Origin of the sequence: Dactylosporangium sp. McL0621 (genome assembly GCF_049995355.1) — a bacterium.
Lineage (GTDB): Bacteria > Actinomycetota > Actinomycetes > Mycobacteriales > Micromonosporaceae > Dactylosporangium.
Window position 1 is genome coordinate 12,052,485 of sequence record NZ_CP188259.1, and the last position, 23,005, is coordinate 12,075,489.

Sequence of the window (23,005 nt, forward strand, 5' to 3'; positions counted from 1 at the left end):
CTTATTCGCCGGTTGCCTTCGCGATGATCTCCTTCGCCACGTTCGCGGGAACCTCGGCGTAGGAGTCGAACTGCATCGAGTAGCTCGCTCGGCCCTGAGTCTTCGACCGCAGGTCGCCGACGTAGCCGAACATTTCCGACAACGGCACGGTGGCGCGGACGACACGGGCGCCGCCACGCTCCTCCATCGCCTGGATGGTGCCCCGCCGGGAGTTGAGGTCACCGATGACATCACCCATGTTCTCTTCCGGGGTGGTGACCTCGACGGCCATCAGCGGCTCAAGGAGCGTCGGAGTGGCCCGGCGGGCCGCCTCCTTCATCACCATCGAACCAGCGATCTTGAACGCCATCTCCGACGAGTCGACCTCGTGGTACTGGCCGTCCAGCAGCGTCAGCTTCACACCCACCATGGGGTAGCCGGCGAGCACGCCGTACTGCATCGCGTCCTGGGCGCCGGCGTCCACCGAAGGGATGAACTCCTTCGGGATGCGACCGCCCGAGACCGCGTTGACGAACTCGTAGGTCGCGCCGTCGGCCGACATCTCGAGCGGCTCGAGCTTGACGATGACCTTCGCGTACTGCCCCGAGCCACCGGTCTGCTTCTTGTGGACATAGTCGATCTTGTCCACGGTGCCCTTGATGGTCTCGCGGTAGGCCACCTGCGGCTTGCCGATGTTGGCCTCGACGCTGAACTCGCGGCGCATGCGGTCGACCAGGATGTCGAGGTGGAGCTCGCCCATCCCGGCGATGATCGTCTGGCCGGTCTCCTCGTCGTTCTTGACGCGGAAGGTCGGGTCCTCCTCGGCCAGGCGCTGGATGGCGGTGCCCAGCTTCTCCTGGTCGGCCTTGCTCTTCGGCTCGATGGCCACCTGGATGACCGGCTCCGGGAACGTCATCGACTCGAGGATGACCGGGTTGGCCGGGTCGCACAGCGTGTCGCCGGTGGTGGTCTGCTTGAGACCCTGCACGGCGATGATGTCCCCCGCCTGGGCGTTGGGACGCTCTTCACGCTTGTTGGCGTGCATCTGGTAGATCTTGCCGATCCGCTCCTTGCGGTCCTTGGTGGAGTTGACCACCTGGGCGCCGGAGTCGAGCGTGCCGGAGTAGATGCGCACGTAGGTCAGCTTGCCCAGGTGCTTGTCCGTCTGGATCTTGAACGCCAGCGCGGAGAAGGGCTCGCTGTTCGACGGCTTGCGCAGCAGCGGGGTCTCACCGTCGGTCGCAACGCCCTCGACCGCCGGGATGTCCAGCGGCGACGGCAGGAATTCGACGACGGCGTCGAGCATGGGCTGAACGCCCTTGTTCTTGAACGCCGAGCCGCACACGACCGGGTTGAGCTTGCCGGCGATCGTCGCCCTGCGGATCGCGGCCTTGAGCTCCTTGACGTCGAAGGTGTCGCCGTCGAGGTAGCGGACCATGATGTCGTCGTCGGTCTCGGACAGGGTCTCGAGGAGCTTGTCCCGGTACTCGTTGGCCTGCTCGACCAGGTGCTCCGGGATGTCCTCGATCGCGTAGTCCTCGCCCTTCTGGGTCTCGCCGCGCCAGGTCAGCGCGCGCATCTCCAGCAGGTCGACGACGCCGATGTGTTCACTCTCGAGCCCGATCGGGATCTGCAGGACCAGCGGGGTCGCGTTGAGCCGGTCGACCATCATCTGCACGCAGCGGAAGAAGTCGGCCCCGGTCCGGTCCAGCTTGTTGACGAAGCACATACGCGGGACGTTGTACTTGTCCGCCTGACGCCAGACGTTCTCGGTCTGCGGCTCCACCCCGGCAACGCCGTCGTAGACCGCAACCGCGCCGTCGAGGACGCGCAGCGACCGCTCGACCTCGACCGTGAAGTCGACGTGGCCGGGCGTGTCGATGATCTGGATCGTGTGGCCCTTCCACTCGCACTTCGTGGCGGCGGAGGTGATGGTGATGCCGCGCTCCTGCTCCTGCTCCATCCAGTCCATGACCGCCGCGCCCTCGTGGACCTCGCCGATCTTGTACGTGATGCCGGTGTAGAAGAGGATGCGCTCGGTCGTCGTCGTCTTACCGGCGTCGATGTGCGCCATGATGCCGATGTTGCGGACCTTGGCGAGGGCGGCGTCTGCGGCAGCCACTACAAATCCCTACTTCGTCTCTCGTCGGATGCTGGGGAAGCGTCGCTTACCAGCGGTAGTGCGCGAAGGCCTTGTTGGACTCCGCCATCTTGTGGGTGTCTTCGCGGCGCTTCACCGAAGCACCGAGGCCGTTGCTCGCGTCCAGCAGCTCGTTCATGAGCCGCTCGGTCATGGTCTTCTCGCGACGGGCGCGGGAGTAGGTGACCAGCCAGCGCAGGCCCAGCGTCGTCGCCCGGGGAGGGCGAACCTCGACCGGCACCTGGTAGGTCGCGCCACCGACGCGGCGGCTGCGGACCTCGAGGGTCGGCTTGACGTTGTCCATGGCGCGCTTGAGCGTCACCACCGGGTCGGTGCCGGTCTTCTCGCGGGCACCCTCGAGAGCGGTGTAGACGATGCGCTCGGCGAGCTGGCGCTTGCCCTCGACCAGGATCTTGTTGATCAGCTGGGTCACGAGCAGGGAGTTGTAGACCGGGTCCGCCACGAGGGGCCGGCGCGGCGCGGGGCCTTTACGCGGCATGTCAGCTCTTCTCCTTCTTCGCGCCGTAACGGCTGCGAGCCTGCTTGCGGTTGCGGACGCCCTGGGTGTCCAGCGAACCACGGATGATCTTGTACCGGACGCCGGGGAGGTCCTTCACCCGGCCGCCGCGGACCAGCACGATCGAGTGCTCCTGAAGGTTGTGACCGACACCGGGGATGTAGGCCGTCACCTCGATACCGTTGCTCAGCCGCACACGGGCCACCTTGCGCAGCGCCGAGTTGGGCTTCTTCGGCGTGGTGGTGTACACACGCGTGCAGACGCCACGTCGCTGCGGGCTGCCCTTGAGCGCCGGCGTCTTCGTCTTGCTCAGCTTCGCCTGGCGGCCCTTGCGGACCAGCTGCTGGATCGTAGGCACTGGGCCTGCCTCTCCCTTCGGCCTCGCGGCCGCACGTCTTCTTCTCTAGTGTCTTTCCCGGCGGGACCGGCACCCGCGGTCGGGCGTGTCGCCAGATCCGCGACCCGGCCCGATTGATCCCAGCCCGGGGTTGTGGTCCGCACCCACTCTCACTCCCGCGGAGCGGGACCGATGTGGGCGCACGCACGAGTTGCCCGGCAAAGCCGGGCACGAGGGGAAAGAGTACCCACCGTAAGGACGCTGGTCAAAATCGCCCGAGGCATCCGCCGACGGAACACTCTTCACACCAAGAGTACCTGGTCGCCGATCGAAGTGTCCGGGGGGCCCGTTTTCGCCGGTCAGCTCATCAAAAACGTGAGCAGAACGACGACCATGGCCAGCCCGCCCCCGACGCAGCCCAGCACAATCCCGGTGATGGCCATGCCCCGCCCGCTCACCGTGCGCCCACTGCCGGCGGCCCGGCGGATCTGGCGGGTGCCGGCGAGGCCCAGGCCGGCCGCGCCCGCGCCGAGAAAGATACCCAGGACGGTGAACGCGCCGGCGGCGGCGAGGCCCCAGCCTTCCGACGATCCGGTGAATCCCAGGCACATCGCGAAGAGGGCCACGAGGATCGAGGCGATGCCGGCGACCAGCGAGCCGATGGAAGGGCCGCTCGGGCTGGTGGGGACGGCCGGATAGGCGACGCCGAACGGGGTGCCCTGGATGGCGTCGACGCGCATGGCGGGGGCCAGCGCGGGCGAGGGCGGGGGCGGCGCGTACATCGGCGGTGGCGGCCCGTACGCGGGCGGCTGCGGCCCATACGCGGGCGGCTGCGGCTGGTACGGCGGGTACGACATCTAGTTCACCGTCGGGTCGAAGTCGGTGCCGCGCTGCCGGGCGTAGTGCAGCAGGCCGATGATCGCCAGCACGACGAGGCCGGCGATGGCGAGCACGATCCCGGTCCAGGCCAGCCGGACGCCGTTGCGCAGCCGCCGGGCGCCGAGCAGGAAGCCCTCCGCGGCGACGAGCTCCCGGTGCGAGTCGCGGGCCATGAGCAGCGCCAGCGTCGCCGGGATCACCCCACCGAGGAACGGACCCGTGACCACGGACAGCAGGCCGAGCCCGAACACGGCGTTGGCCTTGGTCGCCCGGACCGGATCCGGATCGAGCGGATGCCGCGTGGGAGAGCTCACCACCCGACTCTATCCGGTGAACGACGAAGGGGCGGAGACCCCTGAGAGTCCCCGCCCCTTGGCCGGTTCGACTAGCGGAAGGAGCCCAGGTCGAAGTCGTCCAGCGGGACGGCCTGGCCGCTCGCGGGCCCGAAGCCGTAGTCGGCCTCCGGGTAGCCCGTCATCGAGTAGACCTTCGCCTTCGCCTCCTCGGTCGGCTCGACCCGGATGCTGCGGTACTTGCTGATGCCAGTACCCGCCGGGATGAGCTTGCCGATGATGACGTTCTCCTTCAGACCGATCAGCGAGTCGCTGCGCGCGTGGATCGCGGCGTCGGTCAGCACCCGGGTCGTCTCCTGGAACGAGGCCGCGGACAGCCACGACTCCGTCGCCAGCGACGCCTTGGTGATGCCCATGAGCACCGGACGACCAGCGGCCGGCTCACCGCCCTCGGCGACGACGCGGCGGTTCTCCGCCTCGAACATCGCGCGGTCGACGAGCACGCCCGGCAGGAACTCGGTCGAGCCGGAGTCGATGACCGTCACCCGCTTGAGCATCTGCCGGATGATGATCTCGATGTGCTTGTCGTGGATGAGCACGCCCTGCGAGCGGTACACCTCCTGGACCTCGGACGTGAGGTGCACCTGCACCGCCCGGGGACCCATGATGCGCAGCAGCTCGTGCGGGTCGATCGTGCCCTCGGTGAGCTTCTCGCCGACCTCGACGTGCTCGCCGTCCTGGATCCGCAGCTTGACGCGGCGGCTGAGCTTGTCGTGGACGATCTCCTCGCTGCCGTCGTCCGGCACGATGATGATCTTCCGCATCCGCTCGCCGTCCTCGATGCGCACGCGGCCGGGGGTGTCGGCGATAGGCGCCTTACCCTTCGGCACGCGGGCCTCGAAGATCTCCGTGACACGCGGCAGACCCTGGGTGATGTCCTCACCCGCGACGCCACCGGTGTGGAAGGTACGCATCGTCAGCTGCGTGCCGGGCTCACCGATCGACTGGGCGGCGATGATGCCGACCGCCTCGCCGACGTCGACCGTCTTGCCCGTCGGCAGCGACCGGCCGTAGCAGGCGCCGCAGACGCCCAGCTTGGACTCGCAGGTGAGCACGCTGCGGACCCGGACGTTCTCGGTACCCGCGGCGATCAGCTGGTCGACCACGATCGAGTTGATGTCCGTGCCCCGCTCGGCGACCATCTGGCCGTCCTTGTTGCGGACGTCGTCGGCGAGGGTGCGCGCGTGCACACCGGTCTCCGCGTGCTGGTGGATACGCAGCACGTCGTCGGCCAGCTCGCCGACCGCCATCGGGATGGCGCGGTCGGTCCCGCAGTCCTCCTCGCGGATGATGACGTCCTGCGAGACATCGACCAGACGACGGGTCAGATAACCCGAGTCGGCGGTCCGCAGCGCGGTGTCGGCCAGACCCTTGCGGGCACCGTGGGTGGAGATGAAGTACTCCAGCACGGACAGACCCTCCCGGTAGCTGGCCTTGATCGGCCGCGGGATGATCTCGCCCTTCGGGTTGGCCACCAGGCCACGGATCGCGGCGATCTGACGGAGCTGGAGGAGGTTACCGCGGGCACCCGAGTTGATCATCTTCCACAACGGGTTCTCGCGCGGCAGCGCGCTCTCCATCTCCTTGGCCACCTCGCCGGTCGCCTTGGTCCAGATCTCGATGAGCTCGCCGCGACGCTCCTCGGCGGTCATGAGACCACGCTGGTACTGCTTGTCGATCCGCTCGGCCTCCTTCTCGTAGCGCTCGAGGATCTCGCGCTTACGAGGCGGCTGGATGACGTCCTCCATGCCGATGGTGACGCCGGACCAGGTGGCCCAGTGGAAGCCGGCCAGCTTCAGCGCGTCGAGGGCCGCCGCGAGGGAGACCTTCGGGAAGCGCTCGGCGAGGTCGTTGACGATCGCCGACAGCTGACCCTTGCGGATCTCGTAGTTCACGAAGCGGTACCCCACGGGCAGCGCCTCGTTGAACAGCACGCGCCCGAGCGTGGTCTCGACCACGACCGGCTCGCCCGGCTGCCAGCCCTCCGGCGCCTCCCACGGCTCGGCACCGACGCCGTTGTCGACCCCGACGATTTCCTTGAGCCGGATCCGCACCGGCGCCTGCAGGTGCAGCTCGCCGTTGTCGAACGCCATCCGCGCCTCGGCGTCGGAGCTGAACGTGCGTCCCTCGCCGAGCAGGTTCTTCTGGATGTGCGACAGGTGGTACAGGCCGATGACCATGTCCTGGGTGGGCATGGTGACCGGCTTGCCGTCGGCCGGCTTGAGGATGTTGTTGCTGGACAGCATGAGGATGCGGGCCTCGGCCTGCGCCTCCGCGGACAGCGGCACGTGCACGGCCATCTGGTCGCCGTCGAAGTCGGCGTTGAAGGCGGTGCAGACGAGCGGGTGGATCTGGATCGCCTTGCCCTCGACCAGCTGGGGCTCGAAGGCCTGGATACCCAGGCGGTGCAGGGTCGGCGCGCGGTTGAGCAGCACCGGGTGCTCCGCGATGACCTCCTCCAGCACGTCCCACACGACCGGACGCTGACGCTCGACCATGCGCTTGGCCGACTTGATGTTCTGCGCGTGGTTGAGGTCGACCAGGCGCTTCATCACGAACGGCTTGAACAGCTCCAGCGCCATCTGCTTCGGCAGGCCGCACTGGTGCAGCTTGAGCTGCGGGCCGACGACGATGACCGAACGGCCGGAGTAGTCGACGCGCTTGCCGAGCAGGTTCTGCCGGAATCGGCCCTGCTTGCCCTTGAGCATGTCGGACAGCGACTTCAGCGGCCGGTTGCCCGGGCCGGTGACGGGACGACCGCGGCGGCCGTTGTCGAACAGCGCGTCGACGGCCTCCTGCAGCATCCGCTTCTCGTTGTTGACGATGATCTCCGGGGCACCCAGGTCGATCAGGCGCTTGAGCCGGTTGTTGCGGTTGATGACGCGCCGGTACAGGTCGTTCAGGTCGCTGGTGGCGAAGCGGCCACCGTCGAGCTGCACCATCGGGCGCAGGTCCGGCGGGATGACCGGGACGCAGTCCAGCACCATGCCCAGCGGAGAGTTGGACGTGTTGAGGAACGCGGCGACGACCTTGAGGCGCTTGAGCGCCCGGATCTTGCGCTGGCCCTTGCCGCTGCGGATGGTCTCGCGCAGCAGCTCGGCCTCGTCCTCGAGGTCGAGGTTCTCCAGCAGAGCCTTGATCGCCTCGGCGCCCATGGCGCCGTTGAAGTACTCACCGAACCGGTCGCGCAGCTCGCGGTAGAGCAGCTCGTCGGTGATGAGGTTCTTGCGCTCCAGCTTGCGGAACGTGTCCATGACCTCGTCGAGACGATCGATCTCGCGCTGCGCGCGGTCGCGGATCTGCCGCATCTCGCGCTCGCCGGCCTCCTTGACCTTGCGGCGCACGTCGGCCTTCGCACCCTCGGCCTCGAGCTCGGCCAGGTCCTGCTCCAGCTTGGCGGCCCGCTTCTCGATCTCGGAGTCGCGCGCGTTCTCCGCCTGCCGCTTCTCGGCCGACACCTCGTTCTCGAGGGTGGCCAGGTCGCGGTGGCGGGCCTCCTTGTCGACGCTGGTGATCACGTACGACGCGAAGTAGATGATCTTCTCGAGGTCCTTCGGCGCCAGGTCGAGCAGGTAGCCGAGGCGGCTGGGCACACCCTTGAAGTACCAGATGTGCGTGACCGGCGCGGCGAGCTCGATGTGGCCCATGCGCTCGCGGCGGACCTTCGCCCGGGTCACCTCGACGCCGCAGCGCTCGCAGATGATGCCCTTGAAGCGGACCCGCTTGTACTTACCGCAGTAGCACTCCCAGTCCCGGGTCGGGCCGAAGATCTTCTCGCAGAAGAGCCCGTCCTTTTCCGGCTTCAGGGTGCGGTAGTTGATCGTTTCTGGCTTCTTGACCTCGCCGTGCGACCACTGCCGGATGTCGTCGGCCGTGGCCAGGCCGATGCGGAGCTCGTCGAAGTAGTTGACGTCGAGCACTTCGTCTATGTCCTCACGATTCAGTTGCTCGGGTAATTGCTAGGTCGGCGGTGATGCCCCTCCGAGGGGAGGGGCATCACCGGCGAATCAGACTTCCTCGACGCTGCTCGGCTCGCGCCGCGAGAGGTCGATGCCCAACTCCTCGGCCGCGCGGAACACCTCATCGTCCGTCTCACGCATCTCGAGGGCCACACCATCGCTGGAGAGCACCTCGACGTTCAGGCACAGCGACTGCAGCTCCTTGAGGAGCACCTTGAAGGACTCCGGGATGCCCGGCTCCGGGATGTTCTCGCCCTTGACGATCGCCTCGTAGACCTTGACGCGTCCGAGGACGTCGTCGGACTTGATCGTCAGCAGCTCCTGCAGCGCGTAGGCCGCGCCGTAGGCCTGCATCGCCCAGCACTCCATCTCACCGAAGCGCTGGCCACCGAACTGCGCCTTACCACCCAGCGGCTGCTGGGTGATCATGGAGTAGGGGCCGGTGGAGCGAGCGTGGATCTTGTCGTCGACCAGGTGGTTGAGCTTGAGGATGTAGATGTAGCCAACCGCGATCGGGTCCGGCAGCGGCTCGCCGGAGCGGCCGTCGAACAGCCGCGCCTTGCCGCTGGCCCCGATGAGCTGGTTGCCGTCCCGGTTGGGCAGCGTGCTGCTCATCAGGCCGGCGATCTCTTCCTCTTTGGCGCCGTCGAAGACCGGGGTCGCCACGTTGGTGTCCGGCTCGGACTCCCCCGCGTTGATGGCCTTCAGCGCCCGCTTCCACTCCGTGTCGTCGCCGTCGATCTTCCAGCCCGTTTTGGCGACCCACCCGAGGTGGGTCTCCAGCACCTGGCCGATGTTCATACGGCTGGGCACGCCGAGCGGGTTGAGCACGATGTCGACCGGGGTCCCGTCCTCGAGGAACGGCATGTCCTCGACGGGCAGGATCTTGGAGATGACACCCTTGTTGCCGTGGCGGCCGGCGAGCTTGTCGCCGTCCTGGATCTTCCGCTTCTGGGCCACGTAGACGCGCACCAGCTCGTTCACGCCCGGGGACAGCTCGTCGCCGTCCTCGCGGCTGAACGTGCGCACGCCGATGACCGTGCCGGTCTCGCCGTGCGGCACCTTGAGGCTGGTGTCGCGCACCTCGCGGGCCTTCTCGCCGAAGATCGCGCGCAGCAGCCGCTCCTCCGGGGTCAGCTCGGTCTCACCCTTGGGCGTGACCTTGCCGACGAGGATGTCGCCGGTGACGACCTCGGCACCGATCCGGATGATCCCCCGCTCGTCGAGGTCGGCGAGCATTTCCTCGCTGACGTTCGGGATGTCGCGGGTGATCTCCTCCGGCCCCAGCTTGGTGTCGCGCGCGTCGACCTCGTGCTCCTCGATGTGGATCGAGGTGAGGACGTCGTTCTGCACCAGCTTCTGGGACAGGATGATCGCGTCTTCGTAGTTGTGGCCCTCCCAGGGCATGAACGCCACGAGCAGGTTTCGCCCGAGCGCCATCTCGCCCTCGTCGGTGCACGGACCGTCGGCGATGACCTGCCCCGCCTCGACCCGGTCGCCCTCGAAGATCACCGGCTTCTGGTTGACGCAGGAGCCGGAGTTGGAGCGGCGGAACTTGTGCAGCAGGTAGGTCCGGCGGTGGCCGTCGTCCTGGTGGACCGTGACGTAGTCGGCGCACATGTCCTCGACGACCCCGCCGACCTCGGCCACGACCACGTCGCCGGCGTCGACCGCGGCACGGTACTCCATGCCGGTGCCGACCAGCGGCGACTCCGCCTTGACCAGCGGCACGGCCTGGCGCTGCATGTTCGCGCCCATCAGTGCCCGGTTGGCGTCGTCGTGCTCGAGGAACGGGATCATCGCGGTCGCGACCGAGGTCATCTGCCGCGGCGACACGTCCATGTAGTCGACCTGGTCGGCGGGGACGTTGTCGACCTCGCCGCCCTTCCGGCGGACCAGGATCCGGTCCTCGGCGAAGTTGCCGTCGCTCTTGAGCGGAGCGTTGGCCTGCGCCTTGACGAACCGGTCCTCCTCGTCCGCGGTCAGGTAGTCGATCTGGTCGGTCACCCGGCCGTCGACGACCTTGCGGTACGGCGTCTCGACGAAGCCGAACGGGTTGACCCGCGCGAACGTCGACAGCGCGCCGATGAGACCGATGTTCGGACCCTCAGGGGTCTCGATCGGGCACATGCGGCCGTAGTGCGACGGGTGCACGTCACGGACCTCGAAGCCGGCCCGCTCACGAGACAGACCACCCGGACCGAGCGCGCTCAGCCGGCGCCGGTGGGTCAGGCCCGCCAGCGGGTTGGTCTGGTCCATGAACTGCGACAGCTGCGAGGTGCCGAAGAACTCCTTGATCGCCGCCACGACGGGGCGGATGTTGATCAGGGTCTGCGGCGTGATCGCCTCGACGTCCTGGGTCGTCATGCGCTCGCGCACGACGCGCTCCATCCGGGACAGGCCCACGCGGACCTGGTTCTGGATGAGCTCGCCGACCGTGCGCAGGCGCCGGTTGCCGAAGTGGTCGATGTCGTCGGCCTCGTAGCCCTCTTCGCCCGTGTGCAGGCGGCAGAGGTACTCGACCGTGGCGACGATGTCCTCTTCGGTCAGGACGCCCTGGTGCATCGGCACGCCGACTTCGAGCTTCTTGTTGAACTTGTATCGGCCAACCTTGGCGACGTCGTACCGCTTCGGGTTGAAGAACAGGTTGTCGAGGAGGTTCTGCGCGTTCTCCCGCGTCGGCGGCTCACCAGGCCGCAGCTTGCGGTAGATGTCCAACAGCGCCTCGTCCTGGCCGGCGATGTGGTCCTTCTCGAGCGTCGTCATCATGAGCTCGGACCAGCCGAACTTCTCACGGATGCGCTCGGCGGACCAGCCGATGGCCTTGAGCAGGACGGAGACCGCCTGCCGGCGCTTGCGGTCGATGCGGACACCGACGGTGTCGCGCTTGTCGATGTCGAACTCCAGCCAGGCACCCCGGCTCGGGATGACCTTGACGCTGGTGAGGTCGCGGTCGGAGGTCTTGTCCGGCTGCTTGTCGAAGTACACGCCCGGGGAGCGGACAAGCTGGCTCACCACGACGCGCTCGGTGCCGTTGATGATGAAGGTGCCCTTGGGCGTCATCATCGGGAAGTCACCCATGAACACCGTCTGGCTCTTGATCTCGCCGGTGGTGTGGTTGGTGAACTCCGCGGTCACGAACAGCGGGGCGCAGTAGGTGAGGTCCTTCTCCTTGCACTCCTCGATCGGGGCCTTGACCTCGTCGAAGCGCGGCGCCGAGAACGACAGTGACATCGTGCCGGAGAAGTCCTCAATGGGACTGATCTCTTCGAGGATCTCCGCGAGCCCGGAACGGGCGTGCTGATCACCGGCCGAGCGGCTCTGCCAATTCTCGTTGCCAACCAGCCAGTCGAACGAGTCGGTTTGGATGGCAAGGAGGTTGGGAACCTCAAGGTGTTCGGTGATCCTGCCGAAGGAGACCCGGCGGGGAGCGTAAGCGCTCGAACTGGTCTTCGCAGGGCGGGAAGCTGCCAAGATGCGTCCTTCCGAGGACCGGTGTTGCAGACAGGCCGTTTCGCGTGCAGCCTGACGACCTCCGATGTGGAGGAGCCCACGAAGGGACACCTCACGCCGAAGGTGAAGTCAGAAGACAGCGCAAACTAGCAGTGTAGCCGAGAGGCTCACCGCTGTCCAGCGGCATCGTGCACGATGTTTCCAACGACCTTTTGCGAAGATCGTTTCTCCACCGGCCGAGCCGCTCGCGTCGGTTGTGGCCTGCGGTTTCCCTGTCGATGCGCGCTGAGCCGACCCAAGAAGGATCGGGGCACATCTAGTCGGTCCGCCCGGCCGCCGCGTCCGCGGAAGGCAGTGCCTGATTAGCGTGCCTGCCCGCCGGTCACCACGTCAAGGGTTCCGGCGCGCGTCGGGGCTTCGTGACAGATATCTCGCACCCCGACCACTAAGTGTTGTGGTCGACACCCTAGATCTTGGGGTCCTTACAAGTTGCTCACGAAAAGGGCGGCCGCCGGAGTCCGGCGACCGCCCATGCCCTGGGGCAAAGTTACTTGAGGGTAACCTTGGCGCCCTCGGCCTCGAGCTTCGCCTTGGCCTTGTCGGCGGCGTCCTTGTTGGCCTTCTCGAGGACGGCCTTCGGCGCGGCCTCGACGAGGTCCTTGGCCTCCTTCAGGCCCAGGCCGGTCAGCTCGCGCACGACCTTGATGACCTGGATCTTCTTGCCGCCGTCACCCTCGAGGATGACGTCGAACTCGGTCTGCTCCTCGACGGCCTCGGCCGGGGCGGCCGCAGCGCCGGCGGCGGCCACGGCGACCGGCGCGGCCGCGGTGACCTCGAAGACCTTCTCGAACTCCTTCACGAACTCGGAGAGCTCGATCAGGGTCATCTCCTTGAACGCCTCGAGGAGGTCGTCGGTGCTCAGCTTCGCCATGGTGGCGTTTCCTCTCGAAAGTTTGAATATTCGGGGCGGGCCGCACTATTCGGCCGCGCCACCGGCTTCCTGCGCGCGCTTGTCGACCAGAGCCTGGGCGGTGCGGACCGCCTTGGACAGCGGAGCCTGGAACAGCGCCGCGGCCTTGCTCAGGTTGCCCTTCATGGCGCCGGCCAGCTTCGCCAGCAGCACCTCACGGGACTCCAGGTCGGCCAGGCGACGGACCTCGTCCGCGCTGATGGCCTTGCCCTCGAAGACGCCGCCCTTGATGACGAGCATCGGGTTGGCCTTCGCGAACTCGCGGAGGCTCTTGGCCGCCTCCACCGGGTCGCCGCCGACGAAGGCGAGCGCGGTAGGACCGGAGAACAAATCGTCGAGCCCGCTGATACCTGCGTCCGTCGCGGCACGCTTCGCGAGCGTGTTCTTCGCGACGGCGTACGTGGTCTCGCGGCCCAGGCTGCGGCGCAGGGTCTTCAGCTGCGCCACGGTGAGGCCGCGGTACTCGGTCAGCACGGTGGCCGAGGCGCCCCGGAAGCTCTCGGTGAGCTCCGCGACAGCCGTGGCCTTGTCGTCTCGAACCGGCTTGTCCGCCATGTCCCTCCTCTCTTGCTTCGGTGCCGATCACGGCCCCGGGCAATGAAAAACGCCCCGGGCGCAGGGGCGCTCGGAGCGGAGGGCGGCACATGACTGCGCCGGCATTCACACCAGTTTCGCGTCCCTGCGCGGGTCGCCCGCATTGCGGCGGGGCCTTCGATATCCGCTCACGCGGACATGACCAGCGGTCTTCGGGTTTTCGTGTAACACAGTACGTGACGACCTGCGCCGCGCCAAATCAGGCGCGATGCATCCGGATTCGGCCGTATGCGAGGACGGAGACGGCGCTCCAGGCGACGGCCCACAGGGTCGTGACGATCAATGCGGGGAGATGCGCCGCGCCGATCGTGTCGCGCGCGGTGGTCATCACCGGCGGGGCCAGCCAGGGCACCGGAAAGCTCTTGAGGCCGAAGACGATCGCGAACACGACGCCGGCGACCAGCACGGTCAGCCCGCGGGCGGCCTGCACGGTCACCGCGCGGCTGGCCAGGCCGCCGAGGGCCACGGCCGGCAGCAGGAGCAGCAGGTGCGCCCAGAGGCCCAGCGCGATGCCGGTCGACAGGGACGGGTCGCCCGCGCGTGGGGTGGTCACGCCGCCGACCACCCACGGCAGGATCATCGCGATGAGGACCAGGGGCAGCCCGGCCAGCACCGCGGCGACGAGCCCGGCCGAGATCTCCCGCCCGGCGCCGCCGACCGCGACCCGGCCGAGTCGGCGCTGCACATCGGGCTCGACGTCGAGCAGGACCTTGGTCTGCCAGGCGAACACCGCGAATAGGACGGCCGCGGAGACCCCGTAGGCCTCGCCGGCCTGGGCCTGGCCGCCGCCGTAGAGCACGGAGAGCACCACGAGCGCGGCCAGGAGCGGGGCGGCGGCCCGGCCGGTCTGCACGAAGCCGGTCAGCCGCATGCGGATGAGGGCGGTCATGACAGCGGCACCTCGTCGCGTACCGTCAAAATGTCGAATCCGGCCGAACGCAGCCGCGACACCGCATCGCCCGCCTCCGCCGCGTCGACCGCCAGCTCGATCACCTTCTTGCGCCCCGGCCGCTCGCCGGCGAGCACCTCGCCGTCGCGGACGTGCCAGCGGCGCGCGCCCGGCAGCCGCGCGACCTCACCCAGATGGTCGCTGACCAGCACCGACCCGCCGCGCCCGACGACCTCGGCGACGATCGCGGGCACCTGCTCCCGGGTCTGCGCGTCGAGGCCCTCCCAGGGCTCGTCGAGCACCAGCAGCCCGGGCGGCTGCAGCAGGGCCTGCACGAGGCCGACCTTCTGGGCGGAGCCCTTCGACAGCCGGTTGAGCCGGACGTCGAGGAAGTGTTCGAAGTGCAGCCGGCGCGCCCACCGCTCGATGTCCTCGGTGGCGTCCAGGCCGCCAATGGCCGCCATGTGCTTCAGCAGGGCCCGCGCGGTGAACGGCTGATCCGCCGGAAAGCGTTCGGGGACCCAGCCGACGACCGCCGGCCGCTCCGTCACCAGGCCCCGGCCCGGCCGCAGTACCCCCGCGGCGAGCTGCAGCAGCGTGGACTTGCCGGAGCCGTTCGGGCCGGCCACGACCGCCGTCTCCCCCGGCTCGAGGGCCAGGTCGACGCCGCGCAGCGTCCAGGGTGCACGGCGGCCATATCGAAACCACACGTCCCGGAAACGCACCGGGACAGCGTGCCATAGACACGCTGTCCCGGGTGTTCCCGCTTGGCTGGGAGTCTGCTGGCTACTCCGCGCCGGGGGTGACGCTGTCGTCCTCGAGGAGGTTCCGCGTCTTACCCGGGTCGACCGGGATGCCCGGGCCCATGGTGGTGGTGAGGAAGATCTTCCGCAGGTACTTGCCCTTGGAGGCGGACGGCTTCGCCCGGTTGACCTCCTCCAGCACGGCCGCGTAGTTCTCCACGAGCTGCTGCTCGCTGAAGCTGGCCTTGCCGATGATGAGGTGCAGGTTGGAGTGCTTGTCCACGCGGTAGGTGATCTTGCCACCCTTGATCTCGTTGACCGCCTTGGTGACGTCCATGGTCACCGTGCCCGTCTTCGGGTTCGGCATCAGGCCGCGCGGGCCCAGGATCCGCGCGATCCGGCCGATCTTGGCCATCTGGTCGGGCGTGGCGATCGCCGCGTCGAAGTCCAGCCAGCCTTCCTGAATCCGGGCCACCAGCTCGTCCGTGCCGACGGCGTCCGCGCCGGCAGCCTCGGCCTCGGCGGCCTTGGGGCCCTGCGCGAAGACGATGACGCGGGCGGTCTTGCCGGTGCCGTGCGGCAGGTTGACCGTGCCCCGGACCATCTGGTCGGCCTTGCGCGGGTCGACGCCCAGGCGCATGGCCACCTCGACGGTGGGGTCGAACTTCACGGTCGTCGTCTGCTTCGCCAGCTTGACGGCGGCCATCGGGCTGTAGAGCGCGTTGCGGTCGACGAGGTCGACGGCCTTGCGGTAGTTCTTGCCGTGCTGCGACATGTCGCTGATTTCTCCTGTGGTCTCAGTGCGGACGCCCGGGGGCGTCCTCCCACTCTTCGGCGGTGCTTCAGTCCTTGACGACGATGCCCATGGAACGGGCAGTGCCGGCGATGATCCGCTCGGCCATCTCGATGTCGTTCGCGTTCAGGTCGGCCATCTTCTTCTCGGCGACCTCGCGCAGCTGGGCCTTGGTGATCGAGCCGACCTTGGTCGACTGCGGAACACCGGAGCCCTTCGGCACGCCGGCGGCCTTGAGCAGCAGACGGGCGGCCGGAGGCGTCTTGAGGATGAACGTGAACGTGCGGTCCTCGTAGACGCTGATCTGCGCCGGAATGATGTCACCGCGCATGGCTTCCGTCTGGGCGTTGTACGCCTTGACGAACTCCATGATGTTCACGCCGTGCTGACCGAGGGCGGGACCGACCGGCGGCGCCGGGGTGGCCTGGCCGCCCGGCAACTGAAGCGTGAAGGTCTTGACGAGCTTCTTCTTCGGAGGCATGGCTGCTTTCGTCTTCCTGGGCTGGAATTCGGTTCGTGCTGAATCTAGGCACGATTGAGCGCCCGGCAACCGAGGCCGGACGCTCAAGCGTACCGCAGGCTAATTAGATCTTCGTGACCTGGTTGAAGTTGAGCTCCACCGGGGTCTCGCGGCCGAAGATCGAGACGAGCACCTTGAGCTTCTGCTGGTCGGCGTTGATCTCACTGATCGTGGCCTGCAGCGAGGCGAAGGCGCCATCTGTGACCGTGACCGAGTCGCCGACCTCGAAGTCGAGGACCTTGATCTCGGCCTTGCCGCCGGCCTTCTTGCCGCCCTCCTGCTGCACGACGGGGGCGAGCCACTTGAGCACCTCGTCGAGCGACAGCGGCGCCGGGCGGTCGGCCCGGTCGGTCGCGCCGACGAAGCCCGTGACGCCCGGCGTGTTGCGCACGCACGAGTACGACTCCGGGGTCAGCTCCATCCGGACGAGGATGTAGCCGGGGAAGACCTTGTTCTGCACCTGGGTGCGCTTGCCGTTCTTGATCTCGACCTCATCACGAGTCGGGACCTCGACCTGGTAGATGAACTCTTCCATGTCGAGGCTCGTGATGCGGGTCTCGAGATTCGTCTTGACCTTGTTCTCGTAGCCGGCGTAGGAGTGCACGACGTACCAGTCACCGGGCGCGAAGCGCAGTGCGGCACGCAGCTCGGCGACGGGGTCCTCGGCGTCGGTCGCCACCGTCGGGGTGGCGGCCGTCATCACCGTCGACGCTTCCTCGTGCTGCTCGTCGTCGTCGGTACCGGGCGTCTCGTCGAATTCCTGCACGCTGCTCACTTCCGTCTGTCTGATCTTCGGTCGCCGTCTGTGCTGGTGCCGCCCCTGTGGCGCCGGCGTCGCCGGCGCCCTCGGCCACCGACGCCGCCGTTGCTGGCCGGCGCCGGTTCCGGCCGGCGCCGCCGATGCCGTTTCCGGTCAGCGTCGCCGGTTCGGGCCGGCGCCGCCGGTTCCGTTTCCGGTCAGCGTCGCCGGTTCGGTCGGCGCCGCCGATGCCGTTTCCGGCCGGCGTTGCCAGCGCCGTTACTGGTCGGCGTTGCCGTTGCCGAAGGACCAGAGCACGAGCTTGGCGAAGCCGAAGTCGAGGCCGCCGACGATGGCCAGCATGATGATCACGAACACCACCACGACGAGGGTGTAGGTGGTCAGCTCCTTGCGGGTCGGCCAGATAACTTTACGCAGCTCGGCGACGACCTCGCGGATGAAGTTGATGAGCCGCGCGAAGATGTTGTTCGAGCCGCCCTCTTTGACCTTGACCTTCTTGCCGTCCTTGGTCTTCAGGTCCTCGGACTTGGCGTCCTTGACCTTGTCCTTGGAACGACCGTTCTTGCTCGCGGTCTCGTCGTCGTCGTCGAGGTCATCGTCCTCGTCGACCTCGTCATCGACGTCGTCCGCGGTGTCGAGGCCGTCCAGCTCGTCGGCGAACTCTTCCTCGATGGCGGCGTCCTCGGCGCTGAGCTCCTCTTCACGGCGATCGTCGGCGGGATTGGTCCCGCGTCGCCTGCGTTCGGCCACTTTCGCCCTCTTCCGTGATCTCGCGAGTGCTCGGTCCGTGTCGGCCGGCAGCAAGACCCCGGGCCTTTTGGACCCGTAGACCACCGGTTCGGTTCAAGTCGCGAGACACCGGCGAGAGCCGGTGGCACGCGGTCGGACCAACCGTGACCGCTGTGGTCGACGACCCGGCCGTATGGCCGAGCGCACCAGACCCAGGTCAGGCCTTCGGCGCAGGGGCGACAGGACTCGAACCTGCAACCTGCGGTTTTGGAGACCGCTGCGCTACCAATTGCGCCACACCCCTTCGTGAGGAATGCCCTCCGACGGGCCCTGACGGGCCGGTGTCGAGTTGCTCACCCCACGGCGGACCAGTGTACGGGTTGGTGGCGGGATATCCCAACCACCCCCCTCTACCGGTTGTCCTCGTGGTTGCGCACGAGTGCCTTCGCGGCACCCAGCACCTTGTCCCCCTGGCACGTAGCGGTCACGTCGATCTGCACGAGGCCGTCTTCATGGATCTTCTTCACCACGCCGCTGATCACAACCTCGGTCCCCTTGTCGTCGTCGGGCACGACGACCGGGTTGGCGAACCGGGTGGAAAATTCCACGATTGCGGCGGTACCGCCCACCCAGCACGCCACCGCCTGACCCGCCAGACCCATGGTCAGCATGCCGTGCGCGATGACACCGGGCAGTCCGACGGCGGTCGCCTGGCGGTCGCTCCAGTGGATCGGGTTGAAGTCGCCGGACGCGCCCGCGTAGCGCACCAGCGTGGCCCGCGTCAGCTGGTACGTCTGGGCCGGGAACTCGGTGCCTGGCTGCATCGTTCAGCCCTCCCCACGGATGACGAGCCGGGTCCAGACGGTCACCACGGGCTCGCCCTCGACCGTCGCCACCTCGTGGCGAGTGGTCAGGAACCCGTGCCCGGCCCGGCTGGTGATCTCCTCCACGGTCATCACCGTGACGAGGTGGTCGCCGGCCTGGATGGGCCGCACGTACCGGAAGGTCTGCCCGCCGTGCACGACCCGGCTGTAGTCCATGCCGAGCGTGGGATCATCGACGAGCTGCTGCCCGGCGTTCTGGCTCAGGATGATCGCGAACGTGGGCGGGGCGATCACGTCGCTGTACCCCCGGGCCCGCGCCTCGGCGAGGTCACGGTGCACGGGGTCGGCGGCGAAGACCGCGTCCGCGAACTCACGGATCTTCTCCCGTCCTACCTCGTACGGCGGGGTCGGCGGGTAAACCCGGCCCATGAACGACTGATCCAACGGCATACCCTGAAATTTACCGGTAACGCGCGGCACCACCGGTCGCAGGCCGCCGCCTTTGCGATCGACACCTGCCGCACGCAACTTTCTCACCCTCAGGGGCACGCCACGTCCGGCGCCGGGCCGCGGGGGGGCATCGCGTCCCACCCGGCGCCGTCTCCCGGCCCGGCTCGGCGTCCCGTTCGCCGCCATGTCCGCGCCCGGCGCTGTGACACGCCCGTCCGTCTTCCGCGGCCGGCACTCATTCAGGTTCGGCTTACCTCGGCGGCCATCTTTCGCCCGCCGGCTCACTCTGTATCGCAGGATCCCGCACCCGGCTCTCGCTCGGCCGCGCCCCTGCACCGCCTTCTCGCCCGCCGGCGTGGCTGATCCATCGTCTTTCCGGCCGCCGGGCCTGGCTCTCCGACCGCTTCCCGGCCGCCGGCCTGGCTGTCCCACCGCCTTCTCAGCCGCGGGCCTGACTCCCCACCGCGTTCTCTGCTACCGGCCCGGGACGCGACGAAGCCCCGGCCGAGCGGCCGGGGCTTCGTCGATGGTCGCGCTTGGGGCCGCGACTACCGGGTCTCGCGGTGGACGGTGTGCTTGCCGTCACGCGGGCAGAACTTCTTCAGCTCGATGCGGTCCGGGTCGTTGCGGCGGTTCTTCTTCGTGATGTAGTTCCGCTCTTTGCACTCCGTGCACGCCAGCGTGATCTTCGGACGAACGTCGGTCGCCTTGGCCATGGCGGAAGTGCCTTCCTTCAGAGCGTTCAGGTGGGGCGGAAACAGATCCAGCGAACCATCATAGCGGCTCACACAGATGGACGCCCAATCGGGCGTCCCGTGGTGCTTCTGTAGCGGTGGCCGGACTTGAACCGGCGACACAGCGATTATGAGCCGCTTGCTCTGCCATCTGAGCTACACCGCCGCGGCGGACTCGATGTCTCAAGCCCGGTCTCGAGCCCCCTTACGGAATCGAACCGTAGACCTTCTCCTTACCATGGAGACGCTCTGCCGACTGAGCTAAGGGGGCGCGTCGCATACGTTCCCGCACACGCGCTCGCTAAGCGTACACGGCCCCGGGCCGGGCACGAAATCGACTTACCCACTTTCGGTCTTTCCCCAGCTCAGGTGCGCTTTTTGGGCGTTGCGACCGGTCTCCTGGCGTCGGGGTCGGCGGGTGTCCGTGGGCGCTTCGGCGGGCCGTTTTCGGGGCGCACAGCGCCCTCTGCCGCAGCCACCCGCGGACCATGGGGCGCACAGCGCCCTCTGCCGTAGCCGCCCACGGACCGTCTCTGCCGCAGCTACCCGCGGACCGTGGGGCGCAGCGCCCTCCGCCTTAACCGCCACGGACCATGCGGCGCACAGCGCCCTCTGCCGCAGCCACCCTCGGACCATGGGGCGCACAGCGCCCTCTGCCGTAGCCGCCCACGGACCGTCTGCCGCAGCTACCCGCGGACCGTGGGGCGCAGCGCCCTCCGCCTTAACCGCCACGGACCATGGGGCGCGCAGCGCCCGCCGCCCTTAGCCACCGCGGACCGTGGGGCGCGTAGCGCCCTCTGCCGTAACTACCCACGGACGGTGAGGCCACGGGAGTAACGGTCCGGACCACGACGGACGTCGCGGTAGCTCTGAATCTCTTCTACGGCACGGCGCGCAGCCAGCGGACCTCGCCCGCCGGGGCCTCGGCCGAGTCCTCCGCGGTCTGGACCTGCAGCCACGACTCGAAGCGCTCGTACGGCAGCGGGCGGCTGAACAGGAAGCCCTGCCCCATGTCACAGCGCATGTCCTCGAGCAGGCCCAGGGTCAGCTCGCTCTCCACGCCCTCGGCGACCACGTCGAGGCCGAAGTTGCGCGCCATGTCCACGATCGTGCGCACGATGGCGAGGTCGCTGGGCGAGGTCGCCATGCCCTGCACGAACGTGCGGTCGATCTTGACCTCCTGGACCGGCAGCCGGCTCAGGTCCGCGAACGAGGAGCGGCCGGCGCCGAAGTCGTCGACGGAGAGCCGCACGCCGAGGTCGCGCAGGCGGGTGAGGGTCGAGAGGGCGCGGCCGCCGGCGAGGAGGCCCTCGTCCTCGGCGATCTCCAGGATGAGCCGGTCGGCGGGCACGCCGTGCTCGTCGAGCAGCTCCGAGATCTGCAGCGGCAGGTCGGAGTCGCCCAGCGTGCGGACCGAAAGGTTCACGGCCACGACGAGCGGACGGCCGGCGTCGGCCCACTCCCGGGCGCGCCGGATGCCCTCGCGCAGCACCACGCCGTTGAGCCGGCCGAGCTGGCCGGTGTGCTCGGCGACGGCCACGAAGTCGGGCGGCGCCACCTGGCCGTGCACGGGGTGTTCCCACCGCGCGAGGCATTCGACGCCGACGAGGCGGCGGTCGGTGAGGGCGACCTTCGGCTGGAAGTACACCTCGAGCTCGCCGCCGGCGAGGGCGGTGCGCAGGTCGGCCGCGAGCCCGACGCGCCGGACCGCGCGCGACTGCAGGCCCGCGTTGAAGACCTGCACGATCCCCCGCGACTTCGCCACGTGGGTGGCGACGTGCGCCCGCTGCAGCAGCTCCTCGGGCTCCGTGCCGTGCTCGGGGTAGATCGAGACGCCGACGTACGTGTCGATGTCTATGGTCAGCGAGTCGATCACCATCGGGTCGCGCAGGCCCTGGCGTAACGTGTCCGCGACCGTCGCGGCCGCGTCGGAGCTGGCCGTGCGCAGCTCGATCGCGAACTCGTCGTCGCCGACCCGGGCGACGAGCGCGCCCTGCGGGGCGAGTGCCCGGAGCCGCCGGGCGACCTCGACGAGCACCTTGTCGCCGGCCGCGTGCCCGAGCGAGTCGTTGACCTGGCGCAGCGCCACCACGTCGAAGAGCAGCACGGCCACGACCTCGCGCGGTCCGCGCCCGCTCATCGCCTCGCCGAGCGCCTCGAGCATCCGGCGCCGGTTGGCCAGGCCCGTGAGTGCGTCGTGGTTGGCGTCGAACTGGAGCCGGTCGACGAGCCGGCTGTTCTCGACCGCGACCCCGGTGTTCGCCGCTATCGTCTCGATCAGCTGCACGTCGTCGCGGCCGAACTCGGTCCGCTCGCCGAGGCGCCCGGCGACCTCGAGGGTGCCGATCGTGACACCGCTGGAGCGCAGCGGCACAACGATGACGTCCTTGACCGACGCCTCCGAGAGCGCCGCGCGCAGCTCGGGCTCGCCGTCGCGCGGACCGGCCGCGATCGTGCTCCCGGTGCGCATCGCGAGCTCCCGGAACAGGTCCGGGGTCGGCGCTGCGTCGAGCAGGCCCGGGTAGTCGAACCGCGCCGAGAGCAGCACCTCCTGGTGCCGGCCCTGCTTCGGCAGCCACAGCGACGCCGAGTCGGCGACCAGCAGCGCGCGGACCCGGCCGAGCAGCACGTCAGGCAGCGTGCCGTCGTGGTTCGTGCCGGCGATGTCGCGGGTGAGGCCGTACATCTCCATGAGGCTGCGATGCTGGCGCAGGAACCGCGCGTAGGCCCGGTTGCCCAGCACCAGCAGGATGCCGATGAAGATCAGCAGGAGGCTGGCCCAGGGGCTCGCCTCCAGCGTCAGCATCATCACGAGGCCGAGCACGATGGAGACGCTCATCACGGCGTGGCCCGGCAGGCCGGCGCGCAGGAACTGCAGCAGGTGCCCGAAACCCTGCACGATCGCCATGACGCCGGCGAGCGCGGCGAGGTTCACGAGATTGCACGCAACGATGGCGAGCGTCAGCACCAGCCAGGTGCGCGGGTCGGCGGCGGACCCGAGGTGTCCATAGAAGATGACCAGGCTCGCGGCCGCAACGCCGGCGAAGTGGCTGACGGCGTTGAACGCGATCTTGTGCGGCGCCATCCGCCCGTTGAAAAGGCTCCAGGTCAGGCTGGTCGCGACCCGGATGGCGATCACCAACGCCGGCGACAGGTAGAACAGCGCCAGCAGGATCGGCAGGTCGTTCATGCCGGTCACGACGACCTGCCGGCGTACGTGCAGACGGAACTGCATGTGCGCCGCGATAACGGCGAACGCCAGCAACAGCGGCGCGTAGTGAATGTTTTTCGTGATCGGAACTGAGTGTTCGGACAAGAGGCCGGGCAGCGCCATCACTGCGCCGATGACGAACAGCGGACCGGTGATCAGCCAGGCGTAGGC

19 protein-coding genes and 3 tRNA genes are annotated in these 23,005 nt (G+C 68.5%); all 22 read right to left on the minus strand.

All coding sequences use genetic code 11. The annotated features are described in order from the left end of the window. Position 1: 1 nt before the first annotated feature. Positions 2-2,101, minus strand: coding sequence for an elongation factor G (fusA, locus tag ACPPVO_RS57190; protein WP_426508122.1), 2,100 nt, complete (start codon positions 2,099-2,101; stop codon positions 2-4). Between the two features lie 46 nt (positions 2,102-2,147). Next, entirely contained in the window at positions 2,148-2,618 is a 471-nt protein-coding gene (gene rpsG / locus ACPPVO_RS57195; RefSeq protein ID WP_426508124.1) for a 30S ribosomal protein S7, read from the minus strand. A 1-nt stretch (position 2,619) separates the two neighbouring features. Next, the gene (gene rpsL, locus ACPPVO_RS57200; RefSeq protein ID WP_033357671.1) at positions 2,620-2,994 is read right to left on the minus strand and encodes a 30S ribosomal protein S12; all 375 of its coding nucleotides are present in this window, start codon (positions 2,992-2,994) and stop codon (positions 2,620-2,622) included. Between the two features lie 338 nt (positions 2,995-3,332). Then, on the minus strand, positions 3,333-3,830 hold the full coding sequence (locus ACPPVO_RS57205; protein WP_426508126.1) for a hypothetical protein: 498 nt from the start codon (positions 3,828-3,830) through the stop codon (positions 3,333-3,335). Beyond that, positions 3,831-4,166 carry a hypothetical protein gene (locus tag ACPPVO_RS57210; RefSeq protein ID WP_360374668.1) on the minus strand — a complete coding sequence of 112 codons (336 nt, stop codon included), beginning with the start codon at positions 4,164-4,166 and terminating at the stop codon, positions 3,831-3,833. Positions 4,167-4,237: 71 nt separating this feature from the next. After that, positions 4,238-8,125, minus strand: coding sequence for a DNA-directed RNA polymerase subunit beta' (locus ACPPVO_RS57215; RefSeq protein ID WP_426508129.1), 3,888 nt, complete (start codon positions 8,123-8,125; stop codon positions 4,238-4,240). A gap of 87 nt (positions 8,126-8,212) precedes the next feature. Next, a complete protein-coding gene (locus tag ACPPVO_RS57220; RefSeq protein WP_360374672.1) occupies positions 8,213-11,638 on the minus strand; it encodes a DNA-directed RNA polymerase subunit beta in 3,426 nt (1,141 codons plus the stop codon). A 526-nt stretch (positions 11,639-12,164) separates the two neighbouring features. Continuing rightward, positions 12,165-12,548, minus strand: coding sequence for a 50S ribosomal protein L7/L12 (gene rplL, locus ACPPVO_RS57225; protein ID WP_360374674.1), 384 nt, complete (start codon positions 12,546-12,548; stop codon positions 12,165-12,167). 45 nt (positions 12,549-12,593) lie between these two features. Continuing rightward, the gene (rplJ, locus tag ACPPVO_RS57230; protein ID WP_426508131.1) at positions 12,594-13,142 is read right to left on the minus strand and encodes a 50S ribosomal protein L10; all 549 of its coding nucleotides are present in this window, start codon (positions 13,140-13,142) and stop codon (positions 12,594-12,596) included. A gap of 238 nt (positions 13,143-13,380) precedes the next feature. Next, positions 13,381-14,070 (minus strand): hypothetical protein, encoded by a 690-nt coding sequence (locus ACPPVO_RS57235; RefSeq protein ID WP_426508132.1) that lies wholly within the window; start codon positions 14,068-14,070, stop codon positions 13,381-13,383. Then, positions 14,067-14,795, minus strand: coding sequence for an ATP-binding cassette domain-containing protein (locus ACPPVO_RS57240; protein WP_426508133.1), 729 nt, complete (start codon positions 14,793-14,795; stop codon positions 14,067-14,069). The genes ACPPVO_RS57235 and ACPPVO_RS57240 overlap by 4 nt, the downstream gene beginning before the upstream one ends. Positions 14,796-14,856: 61 nt before the next feature. Continuing rightward, the gene (gene rplA / locus ACPPVO_RS57245) at positions 14,857-15,588 is read right to left on the minus strand and encodes a 50S ribosomal protein L1 (RefSeq protein WP_426508134.1); all 732 of its coding nucleotides are present in this window, start codon (positions 15,586-15,588) and stop codon (positions 14,857-14,859) included. A 67-nt stretch (positions 15,589-15,655) separates the two neighbouring features. Further along, positions 15,656-16,087, minus strand: coding sequence for a 50S ribosomal protein L11 (gene rplK / locus ACPPVO_RS57250; protein WP_360374899.1), 432 nt, complete (start codon positions 16,085-16,087; stop codon positions 15,656-15,658). 103 nt (positions 16,088-16,190) lie between these two features. Next, the gene (gene nusG, locus ACPPVO_RS57255; protein WP_426514897.1) at positions 16,191-16,829 is read right to left on the minus strand and encodes a transcription termination/antitermination protein NusG; all 639 of its coding nucleotides are present in this window, start codon (positions 16,827-16,829) and stop codon (positions 16,191-16,193) included. A gap of 315 nt (positions 16,830-17,144) precedes the next feature. Continuing rightward, the gene (gene secE / locus ACPPVO_RS57260; protein WP_426508136.1) at positions 17,145-17,636 is read right to left on the minus strand and encodes a preprotein translocase subunit SecE; all 492 of its coding nucleotides are present in this window, start codon (positions 17,634-17,636) and stop codon (positions 17,145-17,147) included. 210 nt (positions 17,637-17,846) lie between these two features. Further along, a tRNA-Trp gene (locus ACPPVO_RS57265) sits at positions 17,847-17,919 on the minus strand. A gap of 106 nt (positions 17,920-18,025) precedes the next feature. Then, positions 18,026-18,439 (minus strand): MaoC family dehydratase, encoded by a 414-nt coding sequence (locus tag ACPPVO_RS57270; RefSeq protein ID WP_426508138.1) that lies wholly within the window; start codon positions 18,437-18,439, stop codon positions 18,026-18,028. Between the two features lie 3 nt (positions 18,440-18,442). After that, positions 18,443-18,889 (minus strand): FAS1-like dehydratase domain-containing protein, encoded by a 447-nt coding sequence (locus tag ACPPVO_RS57275; protein WP_360374688.1) that lies wholly within the window; start codon positions 18,887-18,889, stop codon positions 18,443-18,445. 548 nt (positions 18,890-19,437) lie between these two features. Then, complete coding sequence (gene rpmG, locus ACPPVO_RS57280; RefSeq protein WP_033357682.1) at positions 19,438-19,605, minus strand: 50S ribosomal protein L33; 168 nt, start codon at positions 19,603-19,605, stop codon at positions 19,438-19,440. Positions 19,606-19,716: 111 nt separating this feature from the next. Further along, positions 19,717-19,789: transfer RNA gene (locus ACPPVO_RS57285), tRNA-Met, on the minus strand. A 32-nt stretch (positions 19,790-19,821) separates the two neighbouring features. Next, a tRNA-Thr gene (locus ACPPVO_RS57290) sits at positions 19,822-19,894 on the minus strand. A gap of 609 nt (positions 19,895-20,503) precedes the next feature. Next, the gene (locus ACPPVO_RS57295) at positions 20,504-22,957 is read right to left on the minus strand and encodes a putative bifunctional diguanylate cyclase/phosphodiesterase (protein ID WP_426514898.1); all 2,454 of its coding nucleotides are present in this window, start codon (positions 22,955-22,957) and stop codon (positions 20,504-20,506) included. Between the last annotated feature and the right edge of the window lie 48 nt (positions 22,958-23,005).